Origin of the sequence: Phyllobacterium sp. SL163 (genome assembly GCF_049896885.1) — a bacterium.
GTDB classification, from domain to species: domain Bacteria; phylum Pseudomonadota; class Alphaproteobacteria; order Rhizobiales; family Rhizobiaceae; genus Phyllobacterium; species Phyllobacterium calauticae.
This window is the reverse complement of sequence record NZ_JAFCVE010000006.1, coordinates 43,231-66,176: the sequence shown is the minus strand read 5'-3', so window position 1 is coordinate 66,176 and position 22,946 is coordinate 43,231. Positions and strand designations below refer to the sequence as shown.

Below are 22,946 nucleotides of genomic sequence, written 5' to 3'. Positions count from 1 at the left end.
GATGAAAGGGCAACGTGTTGAACCTCGACCATTCGACGGATATTGCAGGCGATACGGAGAATATTTCCATCTCGCGCCTGTGCGGCGATGTCGCTGTCGTGATCTGGGATATTCCCGGCGCGGTGCGGGCCTCGACAAAATGCACGCTTGAAGCACCCGAACAGCTGGTTCCGCTCGTCAGCCTCAACATTCCGCTCGAAACCGGCGGCCAGCGCATCCTTTGGGTTATGCGCACCAAGGACGAGCCCGTCAGTCTGACCCTGTCTGCCGGATCGCTCGGGCCAACGGAACAGGCCATTCTGTATCCCGCCGATGAACTGGTATCCTTTGACGTCAACAGCGCCGTCGCCAATCTGTCCGCTGCCGGCCATATCAAGCTGCTCAACAATATTTTGAGCACATGGCGCAGCACGTTCCGGCTTTCGCAAAACCAGATCTTTGCCAGCGTAGCGCGTGAAGTCATGCTGGCGCTGGCACCCGAGCCTCGCCCGGCGCGCCTGTGCGGCCAACCCGTCGACGGTCAATATCTGCTGGAAACGGCGATTGATCCGGTCCTGGGCGAAATCACCACGATCTATGCAATCAGTCCAAGCGCGGTGACGATCCTGCCGACGCGGCTGGTCATGGGAACCCAGTCGAAACGCGGCGGGCAGCCGTGTCACCTCCTGGTTGAATCCGTCCGTCCGCTGCCGCAGTCCTTGCATCTGGTCTTTTCCGGCCGCAACGGCGTTGCCGTCCGCAAGCTCTCCGAGGGAGACGGCCAGCCCGCGGATTTTGAAAAATGGTGGGCGAAGCGTCACGGGGACATGGACCTGCGCGAGTTTCTCATCCGGGAAATGGCGCAGGCGACCGGGCCCGGGCTTGCCACGGCCATCGACATGCAGACGCGCGCGCCTTTGACGGTGCGCCAGATCGCAAAGTCCGCAACGCATCCCGCCGCCGAAATCGATCTTGCCCTTGCGCTTCAGGGCGGGCTGCTGGTGGGCGGCTGGAGCCACGATCCCGCGGCCATGCTGGCGGGCATCGAATATCTTTCCGGCAGCAACGGCGCCTTGCCGCTGCAGCCCAATTTCTACAAGTTTCCCGGCAAGACGGGGGAGCGGGAAGACGGGTTCGGCGCGGATGTGACGGGTTTTGTCGCCTGGCTTCCCCAGAGCAGGAACCTTGGGCCGCTGCTGCAGCCGCGTTTCCAGATGCGGCTGGCTTCCGGTGCGACGGCCGCGCTGGTGCCGCCGCTGCAGCCATTCGAAGCATCGGCCCAGCGCAACCGCATTCTGCGGGCAGTGCCGCCGCAGCATGCCCGCGATCAGGTCTTCGAGAATATTCTCGCCCCTGCCCTGCAGGAGGTCGAACACAAGCTTGGCAAGACGGTGAAAGTGACTGACACCAAGGAGTACGGCGTCCTGCCCGAAGCGCCTGCCGTGTCGATCGTCATTCCGCTCTATCGCAACCTGGATTTCCTGCGCTTCCAGTTTTCGGCAATGGCCACCGATCCGTGGCTCGTTGCCAATGCGGAGCTGATCTTCGTGCTCGACTCCCCTGAAATCCAGGATGATACGGAGCACATGCTGGGCGGACTGCATATCCTGCACGGCCTGCCCTTCCGGCTGGTGACGATGAACCGCAACAGCGGCTATGCCCGTGCCTGCAACGCCGGAGCGGGTTTCGCCAACGGGACGATGCTGGTCATGCTGAATTCCGATGTGGTGCCCTGTGCCAATGGCTGGCTCCAGGCCCTGACGCAGCCGCTGCTCGACCAGAAGAAACTGGGCGCCATCGGACCGCGCCTGTTGTTCGAGGATGGTTCGCTGCAGCATGCCGGGCTTTACTTCGCCCGCGACCAGAAAGGCATCTGGCTCAACCATCATTTCTACAAGGGCATGCCGGGCGCCTATGCGCCGGCGCGGGTTTCCCGCACCGTGCCGGGAGTGACGGGAGCCTGTCTGGTAACGCGCAAGGACATTTACGATCTCGTCGGCGGTTTCACCGAGGACTACATCATCGGGGACTACGAGGACAGCGATCTGTGCCTGAAAATTCGCCAGATCGGCTTCCACATCGCCTACGCGCCTGATGTGTCCCTCTATCATTTCGAGCGGCGGTCCATCCGCCGCAGTGCCGATTACATGCGGGGGTTGGCAAGCCAGTACAATTCATGGCTGCACACCCAGCGCTGGAACGATGACATTACAGAATTGATGACGACGTACCGGGACGAAGCGGCGCAAGACACGGTTGCGCCCTTCATCGCGGCAAAGTCTGAAAGGAGCGCTGCTTGACCGACGTTGTTGCACTCAAGAAAACCCAGGCCGAGCAGATAAGCCCCGTGAACGATGAGTATGTCGACTGGCTGATGGAAGCCGTCATGCGCAACCGCTTCCTGCCCTGCCCCGATCCGGACAGCGTGTTTGTCGGCGACGGCGATTTCCAGGCGGTTGGCTCGGAGTTTCTCGGCCATTTCATCCGCAAGGGCGGACTGCGGCCGGACAGCCGCGTGCTCGATATCGGCAGCGGCATCGGCCGCATGGCGGTGCCGCTCACGCAATATATCGATCCGGCCAAGGGCAGCTATTGCGGCATCGATCCGGTGTCCGGCGGCATCAACTGGTGCCAGCAGAAGATCACGCCGGTCTATCCGAATTTCGAATTCCGCTACATGGATATCGCCCACTCCCTGTACAATCCGAAGGGAGCGATCGACGGCCTCATGCTCCGTTTGCCCTTCGAGGACAAACAGTTCGATTTCGTCATGATGACCTCGGTCGTCACCCATCTTCCCGATGAGGAAGTCAGCGTCTACCTGCGGGAAGTGGCGCGGGTGCTTGCGCCCGGCGGGCGTCTGTTCATGACGGCGTTCGTCGTCGACAAGACGGCTGCCGACAATCCGCTGGGCAAGCGCGACAGGCGCCTGGGTTTCCAGCGCTATGACGAGGGGCCGTGCTGGTTCGTGCAGGAGCTGCCGCCGCTTGCCGCCGTCGGCTTCGACGACGGGTTTCTGGATCGCGCCCTGACGCGGGCCGGGCTGCAGGTTTTCAGCAAGTCGCTCGGGCACTGGCGCGGTGTTCCCGCCGATCATTATCAGGACGTCTTCATTGCCGGTCCCGGGGGCGACAGATAATGGCCCGTGTTCTCGTTGCGGCCCACAATCATCCGTCCCTGCATCCCGGCGGCACGGAAATCTTCGCGCACGATCTTTTCCGGGCCTATCAGCGGGCGGGATGTGAAGCGCTGTTTCTCGGTGCGACCAATCACATTCACCGGGAAGCCAGACCCGGTACGAGCTTTCAGAGTATCGGCGACAAGGGCGATGAAATCCTGCTGTGGTCCGGCCATTTCGACCGGTTCTTCATGAGTCAGGTCGACCTCTACGGCATTGTTCCCGACATTGTTGAACTGCTGCGGGATTTCAGGCCGGATGTCGTCCACCTGCATCACCTGCTGCTGCTGGGCGCGGAATTCCCGCATATCGTGCGCCAGACATTGCCGGAATGCCGGATTGTCCTGACCCTGCACGATTATTACCCCATCTGCCATCACGATGGCCTGATGGTGCGCACAAGCGGCAAGGAACTCTGCTACGGCGCCAGCCCGGACCGCTGCCACAGCTGTTTCAAGGACATCGCACTCGACAAGTTCGTCCTGCGCGAGCGTCATCTCAAATCGCTTCTGAGCGTGGTCGATGCCTTCGCCTCCCCCAGTGAATTTCTCAAGCAGCGCTATGTGGACTGGGGGATTGCCGCGGAGCTGATCCATGTGATCCCCAACGGGCAACCCGCGCGGGCGCTTATGGCAAAGCCCGACATGCCGGGCCGCAGCAAGCCTGTCTTCGGCTATTTCGGTAATCTCAACCCGTGGAAGGGCACGACCGTCCTTCTGGAGGCGGCCAGGCAGCTCATCGCGGAAGGCTTTGATTTCGAGCTGCGTGTCCACGGTGCGGCGCCATTCCAGAGTGAAACCTTTGTCGCCGATATCGACAGGCTCTTTGCCGAAACCGCGCCCTTTGTACAGAGGCGCGGTGCCTACCGGCGCGAGGATATCGGCAATCTCATTGCGGCGGTCGACTGCGCGATCATGCCGTCAATCTGGTGGGAGAATGCGCCGCTGGTGATTCAGGAGGCGCAGGGCCAGGATTGCCCCGTCATCACCAGCAATATTGGCGGTATGGCCGAAATGATCGAGAATGGCGTCAATGGCCTGACCGTCCCCCCGAACGATCCGCTGGCACTGGCAGCTGCCATGCGGCGCATCGCCGAAGATGCCGATCTGCGCGCGCATCTTTCCCTTGGGGCACGCCACCCCGATACCATCGACACGACAGCCGGACGGTATCTTGATCTGATCGAGACGCTGCGGCCCGAACGTGTCGAGGCTGCCTGATCAATCAGAAAGGACTCTCCCATGTCCATAGTGACCAAAGTACCGACGCAGGCATCTGTGAAGCCGACCGCCATCCCCGAACAGGATAATGCAAGACCCGCCAAGCCCGAGCCGGTGCGCGGCGAGCCTCTGAAGGGCCGCGTTGATGCCGTCGATGCCGGCCGGCTTTATGGCTGGGCTTTCGATCCGCAGGCGCCGGGCGCACGGTTGATCATTCGCGTCCTGCTGGATGGCAAGCCGATTGCCGAGGCGGTGGCCGACAAGGAACGTCCTGACCTGAAGCGCAACGGCGTCGGCGATGGTATTCATGCCTTTGACGTGATGCTGCCGCAGTTTGCATCGGCGCGCGCCGGTGAACTGGTTGTCATCGCCATCAGCGGCGCAGGCGTCGAGCAGCCCCTGCGCGTGCCGAAGCCGGATGAGCAGGCGGCCGAAGCGCTGATCGCCGCACCGATGACCCGCATTCTCGACAAGCTTGACATGCTGATGGCGGCGCAGCGGCAGCTGCAGGTCAGCCAGCGTTCGCTGCAGCGGCCCGCCGCCACCATCGACGGCACAGGCGGGGCAACGCCGGGTGATCTTGGCGAGGTCAGCAGCGCGATCGAAGGGCTGCGCAGCGACCTCAATCAGCGCATGACGGAACTCGACGTGCATCTGATGCGGATGGACGGTGTCGTGGCAGGGCTGGAGAAGCGCCTGGAGCTTTTGCACAAGCGCGCCGGCGGCGATGCCAGACCGCTGTTTCTGCTGTTGTTTGTTTTGGTGGGGTTTGCCGCGGGCGCGCTCATGGCCGTCGCGGTTCTCCGTTGAGGGTGGCATAGATGACTCGCGACGACAAAAAACTTCTGCCTGTCCCGGCGGGCGGCAAAGCGCCGGAGCGCAATTCCATTGTCATGGAAGGCGAAATGGTCGTCGGCTGCCCGGTTGAGGATACGCTGGTGCTCATCATGGGCATCGGCGGCAATACGCCCGAACAGCTCACGGTCTTTCTCAACGGCGATCCCGCCATGAGTGTCAAAGCGACCTTCATCAACTGGCCGCTGAAAGCCCCGTCGCCGGCCGGCACGCACGGATTTGTCGCAATCGTGCCGACAAACGTGCTGCGCCGCGCGCAGCTGAAGACCATCATGTTCCAGCACAAGGCAAAGGTATCCCGCTATTCGTTTGCCGCCCGTGCCGCCGCTATCGGCGATCTTGCGGCCATGATCGCCGATCTCGCCGGACCGAATTTGCCGGGTGCGATCGACGGGCTTGTCGAAGGGCTGATTTCCGGCCCCATCAGCCGCAAGAAACTGTCGGCCATCACCATTCTGCTGCAGGCCGGCGCGCGCTCCGATGGCGTTATCGAGCTGATCGGCGGCAGCGACGAGGGCGAGATTTTCGTGCAGGGCTGGGCACAGGATCTGACGCCTTCCGTGACGCGGCTGTTGATCAGCGGCCGAACGCCATCTCTCGCCGAATGCGCCATCGGCGTTTTCGCGCGCCCCGATGTGAGCGAGCAGGCATCCGGTTTTGCCGGGCTGTTGCTGGCGAACGAACCCATCTCGCCCAATGATATCGAGCGCCTGTTGTTTCGCGGCCGGCGCGGCTGGCGGTTTATCGAGGTTTATGACCGCCGCCTGCTTGCCGGGTCGCGGGAAACCCCCAACCATGTCCGCGCCATTCTGCCGAACATGCGCAGTTCGACGGAGATTCTGCTCCGCCTGCGTTCTGCCGCCAACCGCTTCGATGGCACGGAAACGATATCCAGCCTGCCCTTTCCGGTGCGCATGGGCATCGACAATGTGTTTCGTGTCGAAGGCAGCGGCCTGCTTGTCTCCGGCTGGCTGCTCGACCCCGACAATCACGTCCAGGGCGTGAAGTTGCGCCGCCACCGCGGCGAAATCCAGCTGGACGGCAACTGGACCCGGGTGGACCGGGCGGATGTGACGCGGGAGTTCGATAACCAGCCGCCGTTCAATGCCGGACTGGACCCCAACCGCCATGCGCACGGTTTCGTCGCCTTTGCCCCGGAGCTTACGGGCGACAGCACGGCTCCCTTCTATATCGAGCTGGAACTCAGCGATTCCCGCCGAGCCTTCATGCCCTTGACGCCAACCCGGATTACATCGCGCGATGCGGTCGTTCGCCAGATTCGCGCCATTGATCCGAATGCCTGGGCGCTGCGCCACATCGTCGACCAGCAGCTTGTCCCGCTGCTGCGCGGCGTCAGCCGGCCGGCTCCCGAGGTTTTCGGCGTGGTCGATCTCGGCGCGTTTGAAAAAGCTGCCGGACCCGCACTGATCATCGGTGTCGACGAGCGCGTCGAGGAGATCGGTCCGCTTCTCGCCCTGCTGGCGCTTGATCCGGAGACGCGCGCGGCACCGATTGTCGTTGCGGCTGCCACGGATATTATCGACCGCATCGGCGTGCAATTGCGCAGGCTGGCGGATTTCTATGGGCTGCGCGTCCGCCTTGTCTCCGCCAGTGGATCGGAGGATCTGTATGATGCGCTGGAAGTCGGCGCGCGGGCGGTGTCCACGGAGAGCGTGGTCTTTCTTGCCGCCTCACTCCTGCCGCGCAGCACCGGGTGGTTCCGGAAACTGCTTGCGGCCTATGATGCCCGCAAGGAATGCGTGCTGTCTCCGACCCTTGCCTATGAGGACGATTCCATTCGCTGGGCCGGAACATGGGTGGCGGGTGCGCAATCCGATCGCGCCCTGATCAGCCGCTATGCCGGCTATCCCATCGATGCCGTGGCGGGGATGGGAACAACGGAAGTGGCAACGGCGACATTCGAATGCTGTGTCCTGCCGCGAAACGCCTTGTTCTCCGTCAATGGTTTTACCCGTGGATATCTTGGCACGCATGAAAAGGGCCTCGATCTTGGCCTCAAGCTCAAGCAGGCCGGTCTGAAATCCTATTGGCTGCCGTCGGCGCAGATGCTCGGGTCCGACGACATATCCGTGTCCGACAAGGCCTCGACCATTGCCCTGATAGAGCGTATCGACCGGCAGGTTTTCGACGCGCGCTGGGCCAACAATCTTTCCAACAAGCGCAGTGTGTCTGCGGAGGAAACAGCATGACCGAACGGCTTCGGGTTCTGGTGATTTCCCATGCCCATCCCAGCATTTCCCTGGGAGGCGGCGAAATTGCCTCCTACAACCTGCACAAGGGGCTCAACAGCCTGACCGGTGTCCAGTCCGTCTATCTGGCGCGCGCCGGACATCCCATTCCGCGGCATGGCACCACGGCGCTGATGAGCATGCGGCGCAGCAGCGATGAAATCCTGTTCCATGCCGACGAATACGACCACTTCTATCTGTCAAACAAGAACACCGATGAAATCCGCCGCGATCTCCTGCGCTTTGTCCGCGATCTCAATCCGCAGGTCGTGCATTTCCACCACGTGCTCGGCCTTGGGCTGGAAACGCTTTATGCCATCCGCGAGGCGCTGCCCGACGCGGTCATTCTTATGACCTTTCACGAATATCTGTCGATCTGCAACAATGACGGGCAGATGGTGAAGGCAAGCTCGGCAAAGCTGTGCAACGAAGCCTCGCCCATCGATTGCCATGCCTGCTTTCCCGATGTCCCCCCTGCCCGCTTCCTCAAGCGGGAGCGCTTCATCCGCGGCATGCTCGAGCTTGCCGATGCCTTTGTTTCACCCAGCGAATTCCTGGCCGGCAGGTACAAGGAGTGGGGACTTGATCCCGCCAAGCTGAGGGTGATCGAGAATGGCATCGCCATCGACAGCGTGACACCGCCGCGCGAGCTGGCGGGCCCAAGGCAGCGGCGCAACCGCTTCGCTTATTTCGGGCAGATAACGCCGTTCAAGGGCATCGACGTCCTGATCGATGCGGTGTCGCGTGTGCCCGAGGAAACCTGGGGCGAGGATTCGCGCCTGATGATCTTTGGCGGCAATCTGGAGAAGCAGCCGCGCGACTTTCAGGATCGCATGCGAAAACTGATCGAGGAAGCCGGGTCGCGCGTGCGCTTTTACGGCGCCTACCAGAATGCGGAAATGCCGCGTCTCATGCAGCCCGTCGATTGGGTGGTGATGCCGTCGATCTGGTGGGAGAACTCGCCGATTGTGATCCAGGAGGCCCTGCACCATCGCCGCCCGGTGATCTGTTCCAATATTGGCGGCATGGCCGAAAAAGTCCGGGACGGGTTGGATGGTCTGCACTTCCGTGTGCGCAGTGCCGAAGACCTGGCTGACCGTTTCACCGAAGTACTCAGCGATACCTCGATCTGGGACCGTTTGCATCAGACCATCCGGAAACCCGTGAACTATATCGACTGTGCTCAGGAACACCTTGCTCTCTATGGTGAATTGCTTAAATCTAGCCGGCAGCAGCCACTCTCGATCGCTGCAAGAACTGACGTTGTTCTTTCCCAAGCAAGCTGAGGTTATCCAGCTTTCATCGCCAAAAGAAGGAATACCTCATGGCACGCGTCCTCGTAATGATCCCCGCCGGAGAAGTTTACGATCACGACAATGTCCGCTGGTACCAGCACAGTGACATTCAGCGCAGCATCGACCACTATCACAATATCGGTGATGCCTTCGTCTTTGAATCATCCCTGAAGCTCATGAACTACGAGAAGGTCGCCGAACTTCCCATTGCCGGACCGCCGATGGAGAAGATCGACCAGCTGCGCGAGGAGTATGACTATGTCATCCTGCGCGGGTCCAACTACATCAACAGGGAGATGAACTGGCGCGACACCATCCCGGTTCTCAAGCGCCTGGGGCTGCCGGTCATTGCCTTCGGTGTCGGCGCGCAGGCGCCGGTCAAGGGGCAGCTGGAACTGTCGGAGGAGTCCAAGGCGGTTTGGCGCATCATTGCCGATTCGACCACCTCCGTCGGTGTGCGTGGCGCCTATTCCGCCCAGGTGCTCAACGACATCGGCATCAAGAATGTCCGCGTCATCGGCTGCCCCACGGCGTTCCGGCGCAACAACCAGCATCTGCGCATCAAATTGCCTGAGCTGGACACGGTGGAAAAGGTGGGTGTGACCGTCCGGCGCGAAGTCTCGCCAACCTATGCGCAGGATATCCAGCGCTATCTGACCCTGCACCGCGACCTGATCAAGGCGATGGCGAACCGCTTCGACATCACCCTGATGGCGCAGGGCGAAGTGGAAGAAAAGAAGATGGTCTTCGGCACCGACGAGCAGAAGGAAGACGCCATCGCCGCACTGAAGGCGAACCGTTGGGTCTCGGACTGGTATTTCGACGATGCAATGGAAAAGCTCTACCGCGAGCGCATGTATTATTCCGACGTGGTCGCGGATTACGAAACCTTGGTTCGCGCGCATCAGCTGGTTCTCGGTTACCGCCTGCACGGCAATCTCATGGCGCTGGCCAACGGCGTGCCGTCGATCTATTTCACCTATGACAGCCGCACGGCCGAATTCGCCGAAACCTACAAGATCCCAAGTTATGACGTGTTTGGCGGCAAGCCGTTCCGGCTGGAGGATTATTGGGATCAATCGCTTTTCGACAAATACAATCGCGCCTGGTTCGAGACCTATGGCGAGATGAACGTCTTCCTGACCGAAAACGGCGTGGATCACAAGATGACCGAGACGGGCAGGCGCGCATCGGACTCCGCCCGACGAGTCGCTTAGACAGCAAACAATCAGAATTTCCCGGGAGGAAAGCAAACCGTAGGAAAGGAAGTGTAAGACAGACTATCGACATGGCATACGCCGCTCCACCCTATCAATCTCTCCAACAAAGTTGCAGGAGTTCCTCCCCATGACTGTTCTTGTTACTGGTGGCGCCGGCTATATCGGCAGCCACATGGTGCTTGCCCTCAAGGATGCCGGCCGCCCGGTCGTGGTCCTTGACGATCTGAGTTGCGGTTTCGCCTGGCTGGTGCCGGATGACGTGCCGTTCGTGCAGGGTGATATCGGCGATCAGGCGCTGGTGCGCGATCTGATCCGCCGGCACAATGTGACGGCGATCCTGCACTTTGCAGGTTCGATCGTCGTTCCCGATTCCGTGCGCGATCCGCTTTCTTATTACCGCAACAATACCGTGCAATCGCGTTCCCTGATGGAAGCCGCCATCGCCGAGGGCATCAGGCATTTCATTTTCTCGTCGACCGCCGCAATTTATGGGGAACCGGAGCGAACGCCGATCAGCGAAGATATGCCGCATCAGCCGATCTCGCCCTACGGTACGTCCAAGCTGATGACCGAGTGGATGCTGCGGGACGCGGCCGTGGCCCATCCGGAATTCAACTATGTGGCTCTGCGCTATTTCAACGTGGCGGGTGCCGACCCGCAATTGCGCTCGGGGCAGTCGTTCCCGCGCGCCACGCATCTTATCAAGATCGCCAGCCAGGCGGCGACGGGCGAGCGCTCGCATATCGAGGTGTATGGCACGGACTATCCGACCGCCGACGGCACCTGCATTCGCGACTATATTCATGTCAGCGATCTGGCGCAGGCGCATCTGTGCGCCCTGAACTATCTGGAGGCCGGAGGGACAAGCACCGCCGCCAATTGCGGCTACGGCTACGGTTATTCCGTTCTTGACATCATCGACGCGGTCAAGCGCGTGTCGGGCGTCGATTTCGAAGTCCGGACCGCGCCGAGGCGTGCGGGCGATCCAGCAGTGCTGGTGGCAGGGAACGAACGTGTGCGCACCGTATTCGGTTTTGAGCCGAAACGCGCCGACCTCGACCTCATCGTCGGCGACGCCCTGGCCTGGGAACGGCAGCTCGCCATCAGGAAGGCGCTTGAACAGTCGGAGGCACGCATCGCCGTGTAATCGCCATGACAGGATTCTGCCTGGTACCCGCTTGACAAGGACCGTATGCACGTATTTTAATCGTGCCTGCAGATTGAGCAATGGCTTGTCTGCATCCACATGACTTTGATAGTCGACGGGCAGTTTCGCCCCATGACGCCCCATCCTCGATGGGAGCTTGCGTCATGGGGTTTTTGGTTTTGGCGGGGACATGGCTGACGCGATAAAAATTGGCATTCTCTATTCGACGACGGGGCCGTACGGCGCTATCGGTCGCGACAGCCGCGACGGGGCCGAATTTGCCATGGATGAGATCCGGGCGGCCTATCCCGGCGCCATCGAACCCGTCTTCATCGATCCGCAGGGCCATATCCCCGATTATCTCGAAGGTGCCCGCTCCATGCTGCGTGAGCATGGCTGCCGCCACATTGTCGGAACCATCACATCCATTGCCCGCAAGGAAGTCATTCCGCTCGTCGAAAAGCATGATGGCCTGCTCTGGTACATGTGCCCCTATGAGGGGTTCGAGGCCAATGAAAACGTGATCTATACCGGGGCGTGCCCCAATCAGCATCTGCTGCCGCTGTTCGACTACCTCCTGCCGCGCTATGGGCGACGACCCTATCTGGTCGGTGCGAACTATGTGTGGGGATGGGAGATGAACCGGCTTGCGCGCGAGCTGATCAGCAAGGCGGGCGGTGAGGTATTGGGCGAACGCTACCTGCCGCTGGAGGAGACCGCGGTCGAGCGCATCATTCTCGATATCGAACAGCGACGGCCGAGCTTTGTCCTCAACAACCTGATCGGACCGGCAAGCTATGCTTTCCTGCGGGCTTTTAAGGCGCTTGGTGACCGGGATTCCGCCTTCCTGCCGGAAAACTGCCCGGTCGTCAGCTGCGACCTGTCCGAATGCGAACTGGACGAGATCGGCGCCGGTGTGGCGACCGGACATTTTTCCGTCGCCGCCTATTTCGACAGCCTTGTCTCGCCGGAAAATCTTGCCTTCAAGGGCGCGGCATCCAAACGTTTCGGGCCGCAGCGGCGTCTGTCCAATATTTTCGCCAGCGCCTATGCGGCGGTCAAACTCTGCGGCGAGACCATTGTCGCCGCCGGAACGGACGAGCCACAGACCATTCGCCGTGCCTTGTCCGGCGTGCCGCTGTCGACGGTGTTCGGTCCTGTCCGCATCGATCCCGACACCAACCATATGGCGCTGCCTTTCCTGCTTGGCCGCATCAACGACCATAACGGTTTTGACATCGTCAATGCGCAGCCGGCGATTGCCGCCGATCCCTACCTCACCCGACGCCGCACGAAAATGCCGGTCAGATTGCGGATCGTTTCATGAGAGAGACCCCCAATTTCACCGGGTGGCGCGCCACGATCCTGCATCGGCCGGATGCTACGACCGAACGGCTGACCCGCCAGCTCAAGCTGCTTGGTCTTCATGTATCGGTACAGTGGGAGCCCCTGGCACCCGCCGATCTGCCCGACATTGTCCTCGTCGATGCGGATCAGGGCTGGGACGATCTATTGCCGTGGCATGACAGCAAGGCGCCGCTGCCTGTCGTCGCCCTGCTCGGGTCGGAAGCGCCGGGCCGTATCGCATGGGCCATGGAACAGGGGGCCGGTGCGATCATTGCCAAGCCGGTTGCAGCGTCGGCTGTCTATCCGACGCTTGTGATGGCGGTTGCCATTCATGCGGAGCGGACCATGGCGTCGAGGCAACTCCAGCATCTTGAAGAACGGGTGCGGCTTCGCCCGCTGGTGCACGCTGCTGTCCAGAAAATCATGGCGGCGCGCAAGGTGGATGAGGAACATGCCTACAGTATCCTGCGCAATTGCGCGATGCAGCGGCGATTCCCCATGGAGCAGATCGCCGCGCTTATCCTTGCCGGGGCTGAACCCTTGCCGGAGGCTGGCTGATGCGCGTTCTGAAAAGCATGCTGCGCCAGCCGTCCGCGCTGTTCGGCCTGATCGTCGTTATGCTCGTGGTGCTTCTGGCACTCGGCGCGCCGCTGATTGCGCCCTACAGTCCCGATGACCAGATGTTTGACGGGCTGTCGCTTGAGGGTGCACCGCTGCCGCCCAGTGCGCAGTTTCTGCTCGGGACCGATACGCTGGGACGCGATCTGTTTTCGCGGCTTCTCTTCGGTGCACGCACATCGCTGATCATCGGCCTTGTCGCCAATGGGATTGCGGTCGCCATCGGGCTCATGGTCGGTATTCTGTCCGGCTATCTGCGCGGGCCCATCGGCGGCCTGCTCATGCGGTTCACCGATCTGATGATGGCATTCCCCGCCCTGCTGCTGGCCATCGTGCTTGCGGCGCTCCTGCATCCAAGCCTGTGGATCGTTGCGATGGTCATTGCTCTCGTCAACTGGGTGCAGGTGGCGCGCATCGTCTATACGGAAACGCGCGGGCTGGTGGAGCGTGATTTCATTCTGGCCGAACGTTCACTTGGTGCCGGTCATCTGCGCATTCTGTTCGTGCATATCCTGCCGCATTTGATGCCGACGGCCATTGTCTGGGGAACGCTCGGTATCGCCACGACCGTACTGCTGGAAGCCACCCTCTCCTTCCTGGGTATCGGCGTGCAGCCGCCGCAGCCCTCCTGGGGCAATATCATCTTCGAAAGCCAGAGCTATTTTCAGGCTGCACCATGGCTGGTGTTCTTTCCCGGTGCGATCATCCTCCTGACAGCGCTTTCCTTCAACCTGGTCGGGGATGCGCTGCGCGATATTCTCGATCCCACGCAGCGCGGGAGGGGTTGATATGGCTTTGCTCATTCTACGCCGCCTTGTGCAAACCGCGCTGATCCTGCTCGGCGTCGCCGCGATTACGTTCCTGCTGCTCTATGCCTTGCCGGCGGACCCCGCGCGCATGATTGCCGGGCGCAGCGCCACCGCGCAGACGGTGGCCAATATCCGCCGCGAGCTTGGTCTGGACCAGCCCCTGCTCGTGCAGTTCTGGACCTATCTGCAGGGTATTCTCCAGGGCAATCTCGGCCGTTCCTACGCGCAGAAGACCGATGTCGGCGCGCTGATCCTTGCCCGTCTTCCCGCCACTTTGATCCTGATGGCCGCGGGCATATTCGTTGAAGTCGTCCTCGGCCTCATCCTTGGGATCATCGCCGCCTTGCGCCGGGGCGGCGTGGTCGACCGGGTTGTGATGATGGCCTCGTTCGTCGGCGTCTCCGCGCCGCAATTCGTTGTCGCCCTGCTGTTGCTCTACGTCTTTGCCGTCACGCTCGGCTGGTTCCCGATGAGCGGCTTCGGGACGGCGGCCCACGTCGTGCTGCCCGCGGCAACCCTCGGCATTCTCGGCGCCGGCTGGTACGCCCGCATGGTGCGCTCGGCCATGATCGATGTGCTCAACCAGGATTACGTGCGTACTGCCCGGGCCAAGGGCCTGTCGTCGGCGCGCATCGTGCTGCGCCACGCCCTGCCCAATGCCCTCCTGCCGATCATCGCGATGATCGGCATCGATATCGGCCAGTTCATGGGCGGTGTCGTTGTCGTCGAAGCGGTCTATGGCTGGCCGGGCATCGGTCAATTGGCGTGGCAGGCCATTCAACAGGTCGACATCCCGATCATCATGGGGGTGACCCTCGTTTCCGCGCTCGCGATCGTCCTCGGCAACCTGCTTGCCGATATCATCGCGCCGCTGATCGATCCGCGTATCCGTGCGCGCTGAATTTCAACCAGAACAAGAAAAGGGAACAGAATGTTAAACCGCTGGCTTCGCAACACCACCATGGCAACGGTGCTTGTCCTATCGTCGCTGCCCGCATGGGCACAGGAAACGCCGAAACAGGGCGGCGATGTGCTCATCACCTACAAGGATGATATCGCCACACTTGATCCCGCCGTCGGCTATGACTGGGTCAACTGGTCGATGATCAAGAGCCTGTACTCACGCCTGATGGACTATACGCCGGGAACGCCGGATCTTGTTCCGTCGCTTGCTGAGACGTTCGATGTCTCCCCCGATGGCCTGACCTATACGTTCAAGCTGCGCAAGGGCGTGAAATTCACCAATGGCCGCGAGCTTGTGGCGTCCGACGTCAAATACTCGATCGAGCGCGCCGTCAATCCGAAGACACAGGGCCCGGGTGCCGGTTTCTTCAGCGCGATCAAGGGCTATGAAGACCTGTCCGGCGGCAAGACCACGACACTTGAAGGCATCGAAGCGCCGGATGCCAGCACGGTGGTCTTCCATCTGTCGCGTCCGGATGCCACATTCCTGCATGTCCTTGCCATCAATTTCGCGTCCGTCGTCCCGCAGGAAGCCGTCGAGGCTGCCGCCGGTGATTTCGGCAAGAAGCCGGTTGGCTCGGGAACGTTTGTCCTGAAGGAATGGACCATCGGCCAGCGCCTCGTCTTCGCGCGCAATCCCGATTATTTCGTCAAGGACATGCCGCATATCGACAAATTCACGGTGGAAGTCGGCCAGGAACCGCTCGTTGCCCTCCTGCGCCTGCAAAAGGGCGAGGTCGACATTGCCGGTGATGGCATTCCGCCGGCAAAGTTCCTTGAGATCAAGAACTCTCCGGCGGGTGCCGGGATGATCGTGGATGGCGACCAGCTGCATACCGGTTATGTGACGCTGAACACCAGGATCAAGCCGTTTGACAATGTGAAAGTGCGCCAGGCGGTGAACATGGCCGTCAACAAGGAGCGCATCACCCGCATTCTCAATGGCCGCGCCACGTCCGCAAACCAGCCTTTGCCACCGGCAATGCCGGGCTATGACAAGGGTTATACCGGCTATGCCTATGACGTGGCGAAGGCCAAGGCTTTGCTGGCCGAGGCCGGTTTCCCCAGCGGCTTCCAGACCATCCTCTATTCAACCAATACCGATCCGCAGCCGCGTATCGCGCAGGCCATCCAGCAGGATCTGGCCGCCATCGGCGTCAAGGCGGAAGTGCGCGCGCTGGCGCAGTCCAACGTGATTGCGGCGGGCGGCACGGAAGGCGAAGCACCGATGATCTGGTCGGGCGGCATGGCGTGGATTGCCGATTTCCCCGATCCGTCGAATTTCTACGGGCCGATCCTCGGTTGCTCCGGTGCGGTCAGCGGCGGCTGGAACTGGTCGTGGTACTGCAATGCCGATCTCGACAAGCGTGCGGTCGCGGCGGACTCCCTGTCCGATCCGGCCAAGGCAGCCGAGCGGGCGGGCGTCTGGGGCAAGATTTTCACGGATATCATGGCCGATGCGCCGTGGATTCCCGTGATCAACGAGCGCCGTGTTGTTGCCAAGTCGCCGCGCATGGGCGGTTCGGACAAGATCTATGTCGATCCGACCCGCGTCATCAATTACGACGCGATCTACGTCAAGCAATAAAGCGGTTCTGACCTCGACCCATCCCCGGGGAACACGCCCCGGGGACCAGCATCATATTCCGGGAGATCTGACATGTGCATCGCCTGCACCCACACCATTCATCGCGCAAAACATCATTTCGGCTGGAACCGCGACTTCGAACCAGCATTGGTCGCCAAGGCCGGTGAAACGATTCATTTCGAGTGCCTCGATTCCTCCGGCGGGCAGCTGGGCAAGGGGTCGACACTGGAAACCCTCGGCGCGCTCGATTTCGGCAAGATCAACCCCGTCACCGGACCTGTCTATGTGGAAGGTGCCAAGCCGGGTGATGCCCTGAAGGTCACCATTCGGCGCTTTGTCCCGTCGGGTATCGGCTGGACCGCCAATATCCCCGGTTTCGGCCTGCTGGCGGACCAATTCCAGGAACCTGCGCTGCACATGTGGACCTATGACCCCGTCAGTATGGCACCGGCGCTTTACGGTCCCGGCGGCCGCGTGCCGCTGAAGCCCTTTGCCGGGACGATTGGCGTCGCACCGGCTGAACCGGGATTGCATTCCGTTGTCCCGCCGCGCCGGGTTGGCGGCAATCTCGATATTCGCGACCTGACTTCGGGCGTGACGCTTTACCTCCCGGTGGAAGTGGACGGCGCGCTGTTTTCCATCGGCGATACCCATGCGGCGCAGGGCGATGGCGAAGTCTGCGGCACAGCCATCGAAAGCCAGATGGAAGTGGAAGCCACCATCGAACTGGTCAGGGATGCCCGGCTGCAGAGCCCGCGCTTCACCACGACCGAACCGGTCACCCGGCATCTCGACGGCGCAGGCTACGAGGTGACAACCGGAATCGGCCCCGATCTGATGACCGGCGCCCGTGAAGCCCTCATGCGCATGATCGATCTGCTGGGCGTCGAACATGGCATGAGTTCCATCGATGCCTATCTGCTCTGCTCGGTTTGCGGTGATCTGCGTATCAGTGAAATCGTCGATGCGCCAAACTGGGTGGTGTCGTTCTATTTCCCGAGGATCGTGTTCGCGTGATCGTGTCTGCCCAAAAGCCCATCCTGACCGTCCGCAACCTGTGCGTCGACGCCCGCACGCCGCAAGGACGGCGGCGGGTGCTCGACAATATCAGCTTCGATCTCAATGCCGGGGAAACGCTGTGCATTGCCGGTGAATCCGGTTCCGGCAAATCGGTGACATCGCTCTCGATCATGGGCCTGCTGCCGAAAGCCTCGCTGCAGGTGGCGTCGGGCAATATCCGGCTCGGCGACAAGGACCTGGTCGCGCTGTCGAACCGCGCCATGCGGAGCGTACGCGGCGGCGATGTGGCGATGGTGTTCCAGGAGCCGATGACGTCGCTGAACCCCGTCATGTCGATCGGGGCACAGCTGACGGAAGCCATCCGCGAACATCAGGGCAGCGAAGGGGGAATGGCGGATGCCATCGCGCGGCGGATGCTCGATGCCGTGCACATCACCGATCCAGCCCGCCGCCTGTCGCAATATCCGCATGAACTTTCCGGCGGCATGCGCCAGCGGGTGATGATCGCAATGGCCCTCTCCTGCCGGCCGAAAGTGCTGATCGCCGATGAACCGACGACGGCGCTTGATGTGACGGTTCAGGCGCAGATCCTGAAACTGATGCGTGAATTGAAACAGGAGTTCGGCGCCTCGATCATCCTGATCACCCATGACATGGGCGTTGTCGCCGAAATGGCGGACCGGGTTGCGATCATGCAGAATGGCCGCATTGTTGAACAGGGCGAGGCACTGGCGATTTTCGAAAAGCCCAGCCAAACCTATACTCAGGAATTATTGGCGGCCGTGCCGCGCCTGGGGGCCCATGCGGGAACCGAGGGGCCGCCGCGTGTAAGCGCGCAGGCCGCGTCTGTTGTGCCGGTATCAGCCTCGCCGATCCTGCATGTCCGCAATCTGAACGTGACCTATGGCAGCCCGGCGCGGTGGCTGTTCAAGGGCAAGCCGCCGCTTGCCGCCGTCGACGATGTCTCTTTTGCGTTGCGTCCGGGTGAAACATTGGGGCTTGTCGGCGAAAGCGGCTCGGGCAAATCGACCACCGGCAAGGCAGTTCTCGGGCTGATCCCGTTTACCGGCGATGTCGTCATCGACGGCAGGAACATTGCCGGCTTGCATGCCCGGCAGATGCAGCCGGTTCGCCGCTCGGCGCAGATGATTTTCCAGGATCCTTATGCCTCGCTCGATCCGCGCATGGCGGTGGGGGCTGCCATTGCCGAACCCTTGATTATTCACGGTCTGGGCGGGCGGAGCGAACGCGCCGACCGGGTGGCGGACCTGTTGCGGCGGGTCGGCCTGCAGCCGGATGCGGCGACGCGCTATCCGCACGAGTTTTCCGGCGGCCAGCGCCAGCGCATCTGCATTGCGCGCGCCCTTGCCCTGCAGCCGAAACTGATCGTGGCGGATGAAAGCGTGGCGGCGCTCGACGTTTCCGTGCGGGCCCGGGTGCTCGATCTCATGCTGGAATTGCAGGAAACGATGGGGCTCGCCTATCTCTTCATATCGCATGACATGGCGGTGGTGGAGCGCATGTCGCACAATGTGGCGGTCATGCGCGGCGGGCGCATCGTCGAAATGGGAACGCGCCGCGCGGTTTTCGAGAATCCGCAGGATGACTATACAAGGGCGCTGATGGCGGCGGTGCCGATCCCCGATCCACGGGCCCGGCACTTCGCCTGATCAGACCCGTTCCAGGGCAACCGCGATGCCCTGGCCGACACCGATGCACATGGTGGCCAGTGCGTAGCGGGCTTGCCTGACGCCGAGTTCCAGTGCCGCGGTTCCGGTGATGCGTGCGCCGGACATCCCCAGGGGATGGCCGAGGGCAATCGCCCCGCCATTGGCATTGACGTGGTCGGCATCGTCCGCAAGCCCGAGTGCGCGCAGGGTGGCAAGGCCCTGCGAGGCAAAAGCTTCGTTGAGTTCGATCACGCCAAAATCCTGCGGTGTCAGGCCAAGCCGCGCGCAGAGCTTCTCCGTGGCGGCGACAGGGCCGATCCCCATGATGCGCGGTGGAACACCGGCGGTCGCACCGCCGATGATGCGGGCGATGGGGGTCAGGCCATATTTCTGCGCTGCCACTTCAGATGCGATGATCAGCGCCGCTGCACCGTCATTGACACCCGAAGCATTGCCCGCTGTCACCGATCCGCCCTTCCTGAAGGGCGTCGGCAGTTTGGCCAGCTGCTCGAGCGTTGTCTGCGGGCGCGGATGCTCGTCGCGGCCGACGATCAGCGGCTCGCCCTTGCGCTGGGGAATGATGACGGGCGTGATTTCCCGGGCAAGCCGGCCATTGTCCATGGCCGCCCCTGCCCTTTGCTGGGAGCGCACGGCGAAAGCATCCTGATCGGCGCGCGCGACATGAAACTCCTCGGCGACGTTTTCGCCGGTCTCCGGCATGGAATCGATGCCATATTGCTGCTGCATCAGCGGGTTGACGAAGCGCCAGCCGATGGTGGTGTCGTGAATCTCGGCGTGGCGCGAAAACGCGCCTTCGGCTTTCGGCAGAACGAAGGGCGCGCGCGACATGGATTCGACGCCGCCGGCAATGGCAATCTCGATTTCCCCGGCCTTGATGGCGCGGGCCGCCGTGATCACCGCATCCATCCCCGAACCGCACAGGCGGTTCATCGTCGTGCCCGGCACCGTCACCGGCAGGCCTGCCAGAAGCAGGGACATGCGAGCCACATTGCGGTTGTCCTCGCCCGCCTGATTGGCGCAACCATAGATGACTTCACCGATGGCTTCCCAGTCGACGGAGGGATTGCGCTCTATCAGCGCTTTCAGCGGAATGGCGCCCAGATCGTCGGTGCGGACGGAGGCTAAGGCGCCGCCGAAGCGGCCGATGGGCGTGCGGATATAGTCGCAGATATAGGCTTCAGACATCAGGCGGCCTCGTGAGCGCGTTTCGTGCGGGCATTGATATCGCGCAGCACGGAAAGTTCGGTTGCAGTGGGGACTGGCGTTTCCACGATCTCCTTAGCAAACCGGACGGGCCAGCCGCAATTCTCTTCGATCTGCACGCGTGTCACACCCCTGTGGATCGAAACGACGGTCAGCTCTTTGGTGACCGGATCAGGCTCGAAAATGCACAGGTCCGTTATGACGCGGGTTGGCCCTTTGGTCTTCATGCCGAGGCGTGCGCGATGATCGCCGCCCTCGCCATGCCCGATCGAGGTGATGAAATCGAGATGATCGACAAAGCCGCGATTGGTCAGTGCCATGGTGATGAAAATCTGGCCGCAATTGCTGGCTATTTCCGGTGCGCCGCCGCCACCGGGCAGGCGCACTTTCGGTGCATCATAGGGGCCGACCACCGTCGTGTTGAGATTGGCAAAACGGTCGATCTGCGCGCCGCCGAGAAATCCGGTGGTGATGCGCCCGCCCTGCAGCCAATAGCGGAACATTTCTGGCACCGACACGGTGAACAAGGCGGTGTCGCAGAGTTCGCCGTCGCCGATGGAAAGTGGGAGCACATCCGGCTTGGTGCCGATGGTGCCGCTTTCGTAGATCAGCGTGATGTCAGGCGCATGGGTCAGCCGCGCCACGTTGCAGGCGGCGGAGGGTGCGCCGATCCCGACAAAGCAGACATCGTCATTGCTCAGCGCGCGGGCAGCCGCGATGGTCATCATTTCCGTGGGGGTGAAATCCTGGGTCATGGTCTTGCTCCTCACGCTGCATTCGCCGCACGCCGGACGGCGTGACGGGCAAAATCTTCCGGCTTGCCGGCAAGGACGTTCTCGCTGATCCACGCTGTAAAGCTGTCGCGGTCGCGGGCGATCTTGTCCCAGGCGATGTAGAAGGCATTGGAGCGCTGGTAGTAGCCATGCGCATAGGAGGGGAAGGCGCCGCCCGGCACATGCACGACAGCGCTGATGGCCCATCGGGGCAGGACCACAGCATTGGGCGATGGCGGGTTCAACTCGTCGACGATTTCCTCCACCGTCACGATGGAACGGCTGGCGGCCAGCACCGCTTCCTTCTGCACGCCGGAGATGCCCTCGATCAGCACATTGCCCTGCCGGTCGGCACGCTGGGCGTGGATGATCGACACGTCAGGACGGATGGAGGGAACGGCGGCGAGCACCTCACCGGTGAAGGGACAGGTGACCGACCGGATGTTCGGATTGACCTTGGCAAGGTCAGCGCCGATATAGCCGCGCAGCACGGCGAACGGCAGATTGGCCGCACCCGCCTCATAGGCATTGGCCATGGCCGCGTGCGAATGTTCCTCGATCTCAAGCGGCCGCGGCCACTGGTTTTCCACCGCATCGCGGAAGCGGTGCAGCGAGCCCACGCCGGGATTGCCGCCCCAGGAGAACTTCATGCCGCGCGCTGCGCCGACGCCGATCAGCTGGTCGTAGATGAGGTCAGGCGTCATGCGCACGAGGAAGAGCTCCTTGCGGCCCTGCCGGATGATCTCGTGCCCGGCGGCATAGGGAATGAGGTGGGTGAACCCTTCCATGGCGAGCGTATCGCCATCCCTGACATTGTCCCCGATCGCTTCAGCAAGCGTGCAGATTTTTGCCACGTCTCTCTCCCTGTCGCTGTTCCCGAAGCGCAGCGATGGCCGGCATCCGGTGCAAACCTCCATTTGTTCCCATGGCGTAGTCCCGCCGCGTTCCGCCCGTCAATGGTTTTGTGCGTTATTTGACATTTGTTCGCATATCGCACAAATTGTGCGGAAATGCAGCGGATAAGGCAGGTGCGGATGCGTGAAACGGACTTCATCAGCGGTTTTGCCAAGGGGCTTGCCGTCATCGAGGCCTTCGATGCGGTCAATACGCGTCTGTCGATCACGGATATTGCGCGGATGACCGGGCTGGAGCGCGCCACGGCCCGCCGCTGCCTGCTGACGCTCACACAGCTCGGCTATGCGGAATATGACGGAAAATTCTTCACGCTGACGCCGCGCATCCTGCGTCTTGGCCATTCCTACCTGTCATCGACGCCCCTGCCCCGGCTGATGCAGCCGTTTCTCGACCAGCTGTCGGAAAAAACCGGTGAAAGCGCCTCGGCTTCGGTGCTCGACGGCAATGAGATTGTCTACATCGCGCGTGCCTCGCACAAGCGTGTCATGTCGATCAATCTCAATCCCGGCAGCCGCCTTCCCGCCTATTGTTCCTCCATGGGCCGGGTCCTGCTCGCGGCGATGAGCGATGACGACGCACTGCGCATCCTTGCAGGCAGCAACCGCCCGGCGAACACGCCGCGCACGAAGACCACGCTGCCGGACCTGATGGATGAAGTGCGCACCGTCAGGGCGCAGGGCTATGCGGTGATCGACCAGGAACTGGAGATCGGGCTGTGCTCCATCGCGGTTCCCGTGCGCAACACGCGCGGCATGACCATTGCCGCCATCAATGTCGGCGCGCAGGCACCGCGCGTGACGATCGCGGAAATGATCGAGCGCTATCTGCCCGCCATGCAATCGACCCGCGATACCATCGCCGCGGTGCTGGTATGAC

The 22,946-nt window shown here is 61.9% G+C and carries 19 protein-coding genes; 16 read left to right on the top strand and 3 right to left on the bottom strand.

Annotated elements, in window-relative coordinates; translation table 11 throughout:
• Positions 1 to 17 precede the first annotated feature (17 nt).
• The 15 genes from ACP7B1_RS14475 to ACP7B1_RS14405 all read left to right on the top strand — a co-directional run bounded on the left by ACP7B1_RS14475 (position 18) and on the right by ACP7B1_RS14405 (position 19,158).
• On the top strand, positions 18 to 2,279 hold the full coding sequence (locus tag ACP7B1_RS14475; protein ID WP_426137102.1) for a glycosyltransferase family 2 protein: 2,262 nt from the start codon (positions 18 to 20) through the stop codon (positions 2,277 to 2,279).
• On the top strand, positions 2,276 to 3,118 hold the full coding sequence (locus ACP7B1_RS14470) for a class I SAM-dependent methyltransferase (protein ID WP_346308364.1): 843 nt from the start codon (positions 2,276 to 2,278) through the stop codon (positions 3,116 to 3,118). Before ACP7B1_RS14475 ends, ACP7B1_RS14470 begins: the two co-directional genes overlap by 4 nt.
• On the top strand, positions 3,115 to 4,377 hold the full coding sequence (locus ACP7B1_RS14465; RefSeq protein WP_346308374.1) for a glycosyltransferase family 4 protein: 1,263 nt from the start codon (positions 3,115 to 3,117) through the stop codon (positions 4,375 to 4,377). The genes ACP7B1_RS14470 and ACP7B1_RS14465 overlap by 4 nt, the downstream gene beginning before the upstream one ends.
• A 21-nt stretch (positions 4,378 to 4,398) precedes the next feature.
• Positions 4,399 to 5,187: a hypothetical protein gene (locus ACP7B1_RS14460; RefSeq protein WP_346308365.1), complete on the top strand. Its 789-nt coding sequence runs from the start codon at positions 4,399 to 4,401 to the stop codon at positions 5,185 to 5,187.
• Positions 5,188 to 5,198: 11 nt separating this feature from the next.
• Positions 5,199 to 7,442, top strand: coding sequence for a hypothetical protein (locus tag ACP7B1_RS14455; RefSeq protein ID WP_426137051.1), 2,244 nt, complete (start codon positions 5,199 to 5,201; stop codon positions 7,440 to 7,442).
• Complete coding sequence (locus ACP7B1_RS14450; protein WP_346308367.1) at positions 7,439 to 8,767, top strand: glycosyltransferase family 4 protein; 1,329 nt, start codon at positions 7,439 to 7,441, stop codon at positions 8,765 to 8,767. Before ACP7B1_RS14455 ends, ACP7B1_RS14450 begins: the two co-directional genes overlap by 4 nt.
• Before the next feature lie 38 nt (positions 8,768 to 8,805).
• Complete coding sequence (locus ACP7B1_RS14445; RefSeq protein WP_346308368.1) at positions 8,806 to 9,993, top strand: polysaccharide pyruvyl transferase family protein; 1,188 nt, start codon at positions 8,806 to 8,808, stop codon at positions 9,991 to 9,993.
• A 130-nt stretch (positions 9,994 to 10,123) separates the two neighbouring features.
• Positions 10,124 to 11,143, top strand: a complete 1,020-nt coding sequence (gene galE, locus ACP7B1_RS14440) for a UDP-glucose 4-epimerase GalE (protein WP_346308369.1) — start codon at positions 10,124 to 10,126, stop codon at positions 11,141 to 11,143.
• A 190-nt stretch (positions 11,144 to 11,333) separates the two neighbouring features.
• Positions 11,334 to 12,470, top strand: a complete 1,137-nt coding sequence (locus ACP7B1_RS14435) for a transporter substrate-binding domain-containing protein (RefSeq protein WP_346308370.1) — start codon at positions 11,334 to 11,336, stop codon at positions 12,468 to 12,470.
• A complete protein-coding gene (locus ACP7B1_RS14430; protein WP_346308371.1) occupies positions 12,467 to 13,048 on the top strand; it encodes an ANTAR domain-containing response regulator in 582 nt (193 codons plus the stop codon). The genes ACP7B1_RS14435 and ACP7B1_RS14430 overlap by 4 nt, the downstream gene beginning before the upstream one ends.
• Positions 13,048 to 13,896, top strand: coding sequence for an ABC transporter permease (locus ACP7B1_RS14425; protein WP_346308372.1), 849 nt, complete (start codon positions 13,048 to 13,050; stop codon positions 13,894 to 13,896). The genes ACP7B1_RS14430 and ACP7B1_RS14425 overlap by 1 nt, the downstream gene beginning before the upstream one ends.
• Before the next feature lies 1 nt (position 13,897).
• A complete protein-coding gene (locus tag ACP7B1_RS14420) occupies positions 13,898 to 14,818 on the top strand; it encodes an ABC transporter permease (protein ID WP_426137050.1) in 921 nt (306 codons plus the stop codon).
• 30 nt (positions 14,819 to 14,848) lie between these two features.
• The gene (locus ACP7B1_RS14415; protein ID WP_346305934.1) at positions 14,849 to 16,468 is read left to right on the top strand and encodes an ABC transporter substrate-binding protein; all 1,620 of its coding nucleotides are present in this window, start codon (positions 14,849 to 14,851) and stop codon (positions 16,466 to 16,468) included.
• A 72-nt stretch (positions 16,469 to 16,540) separates the two neighbouring features.
• Complete coding sequence (locus ACP7B1_RS14410; RefSeq protein ID WP_346305935.1) at positions 16,541 to 17,485, top strand: acetamidase/formamidase family protein; 945 nt, start codon at positions 16,541 to 16,543, stop codon at positions 17,483 to 17,485.
• Positions 17,482 to 19,158, top strand: coding sequence for an ABC transporter ATP-binding protein (locus tag ACP7B1_RS14405; RefSeq protein WP_346305936.1), 1,677 nt, complete (start codon positions 17,482 to 17,484; stop codon positions 19,156 to 19,158). The genes ACP7B1_RS14410 and ACP7B1_RS14405 overlap by 4 nt, the downstream gene beginning before the upstream one ends.
• Here the strand turns inward: ACP7B1_RS14405 and pcaF are convergent, their stop codons facing one another.
• Genes pcaF through ACP7B1_RS14390 form a run of 3 tightly spaced genes read right to left on the bottom strand, consistent with a single transcriptional unit; the run spans position 19,159 to position 22,009 of the window.
• Positions 19,159 to 20,364 (bottom strand): 3-oxoadipyl-CoA thiolase, encoded by a 1,206-nt coding sequence (gene pcaF, locus ACP7B1_RS14400; RefSeq protein ID WP_346305937.1) that lies wholly within the window; start codon positions 20,362 to 20,364, stop codon positions 19,159 to 19,161.
• Positions 20,364 to 21,137: a CoA-transferase subunit beta gene (locus tag ACP7B1_RS14395; protein WP_346305938.1), complete on the bottom strand. Its 774-nt coding sequence runs from the start codon at positions 21,135 to 21,137 to the stop codon at positions 20,364 to 20,366. The genes pcaF and ACP7B1_RS14395 overlap by 1 nt, the downstream gene beginning before the upstream one ends.
• 11 nt (positions 21,138 to 21,148) lie before the next feature.
• A complete protein-coding gene (locus ACP7B1_RS14390; RefSeq protein WP_346305939.1) occupies positions 21,149 to 22,009 on the bottom strand; it encodes a CoA transferase subunit A in 861 nt (286 codons plus the stop codon).
• A 180-nt stretch (positions 22,010 to 22,189) separates the two neighbouring features.
• On the opposite strand from ACP7B1_RS14390, the gene ACP7B1_RS14385 reads away from it, so the two are divergent.
• Positions 22,190 to 22,945, top strand: coding sequence for an IclR family transcriptional regulator (locus tag ACP7B1_RS14385; protein WP_346305940.1), 756 nt, complete (start codon positions 22,190 to 22,192; stop codon positions 22,943 to 22,945).
• Position 22,946 lies beyond the last annotated feature (1 nt).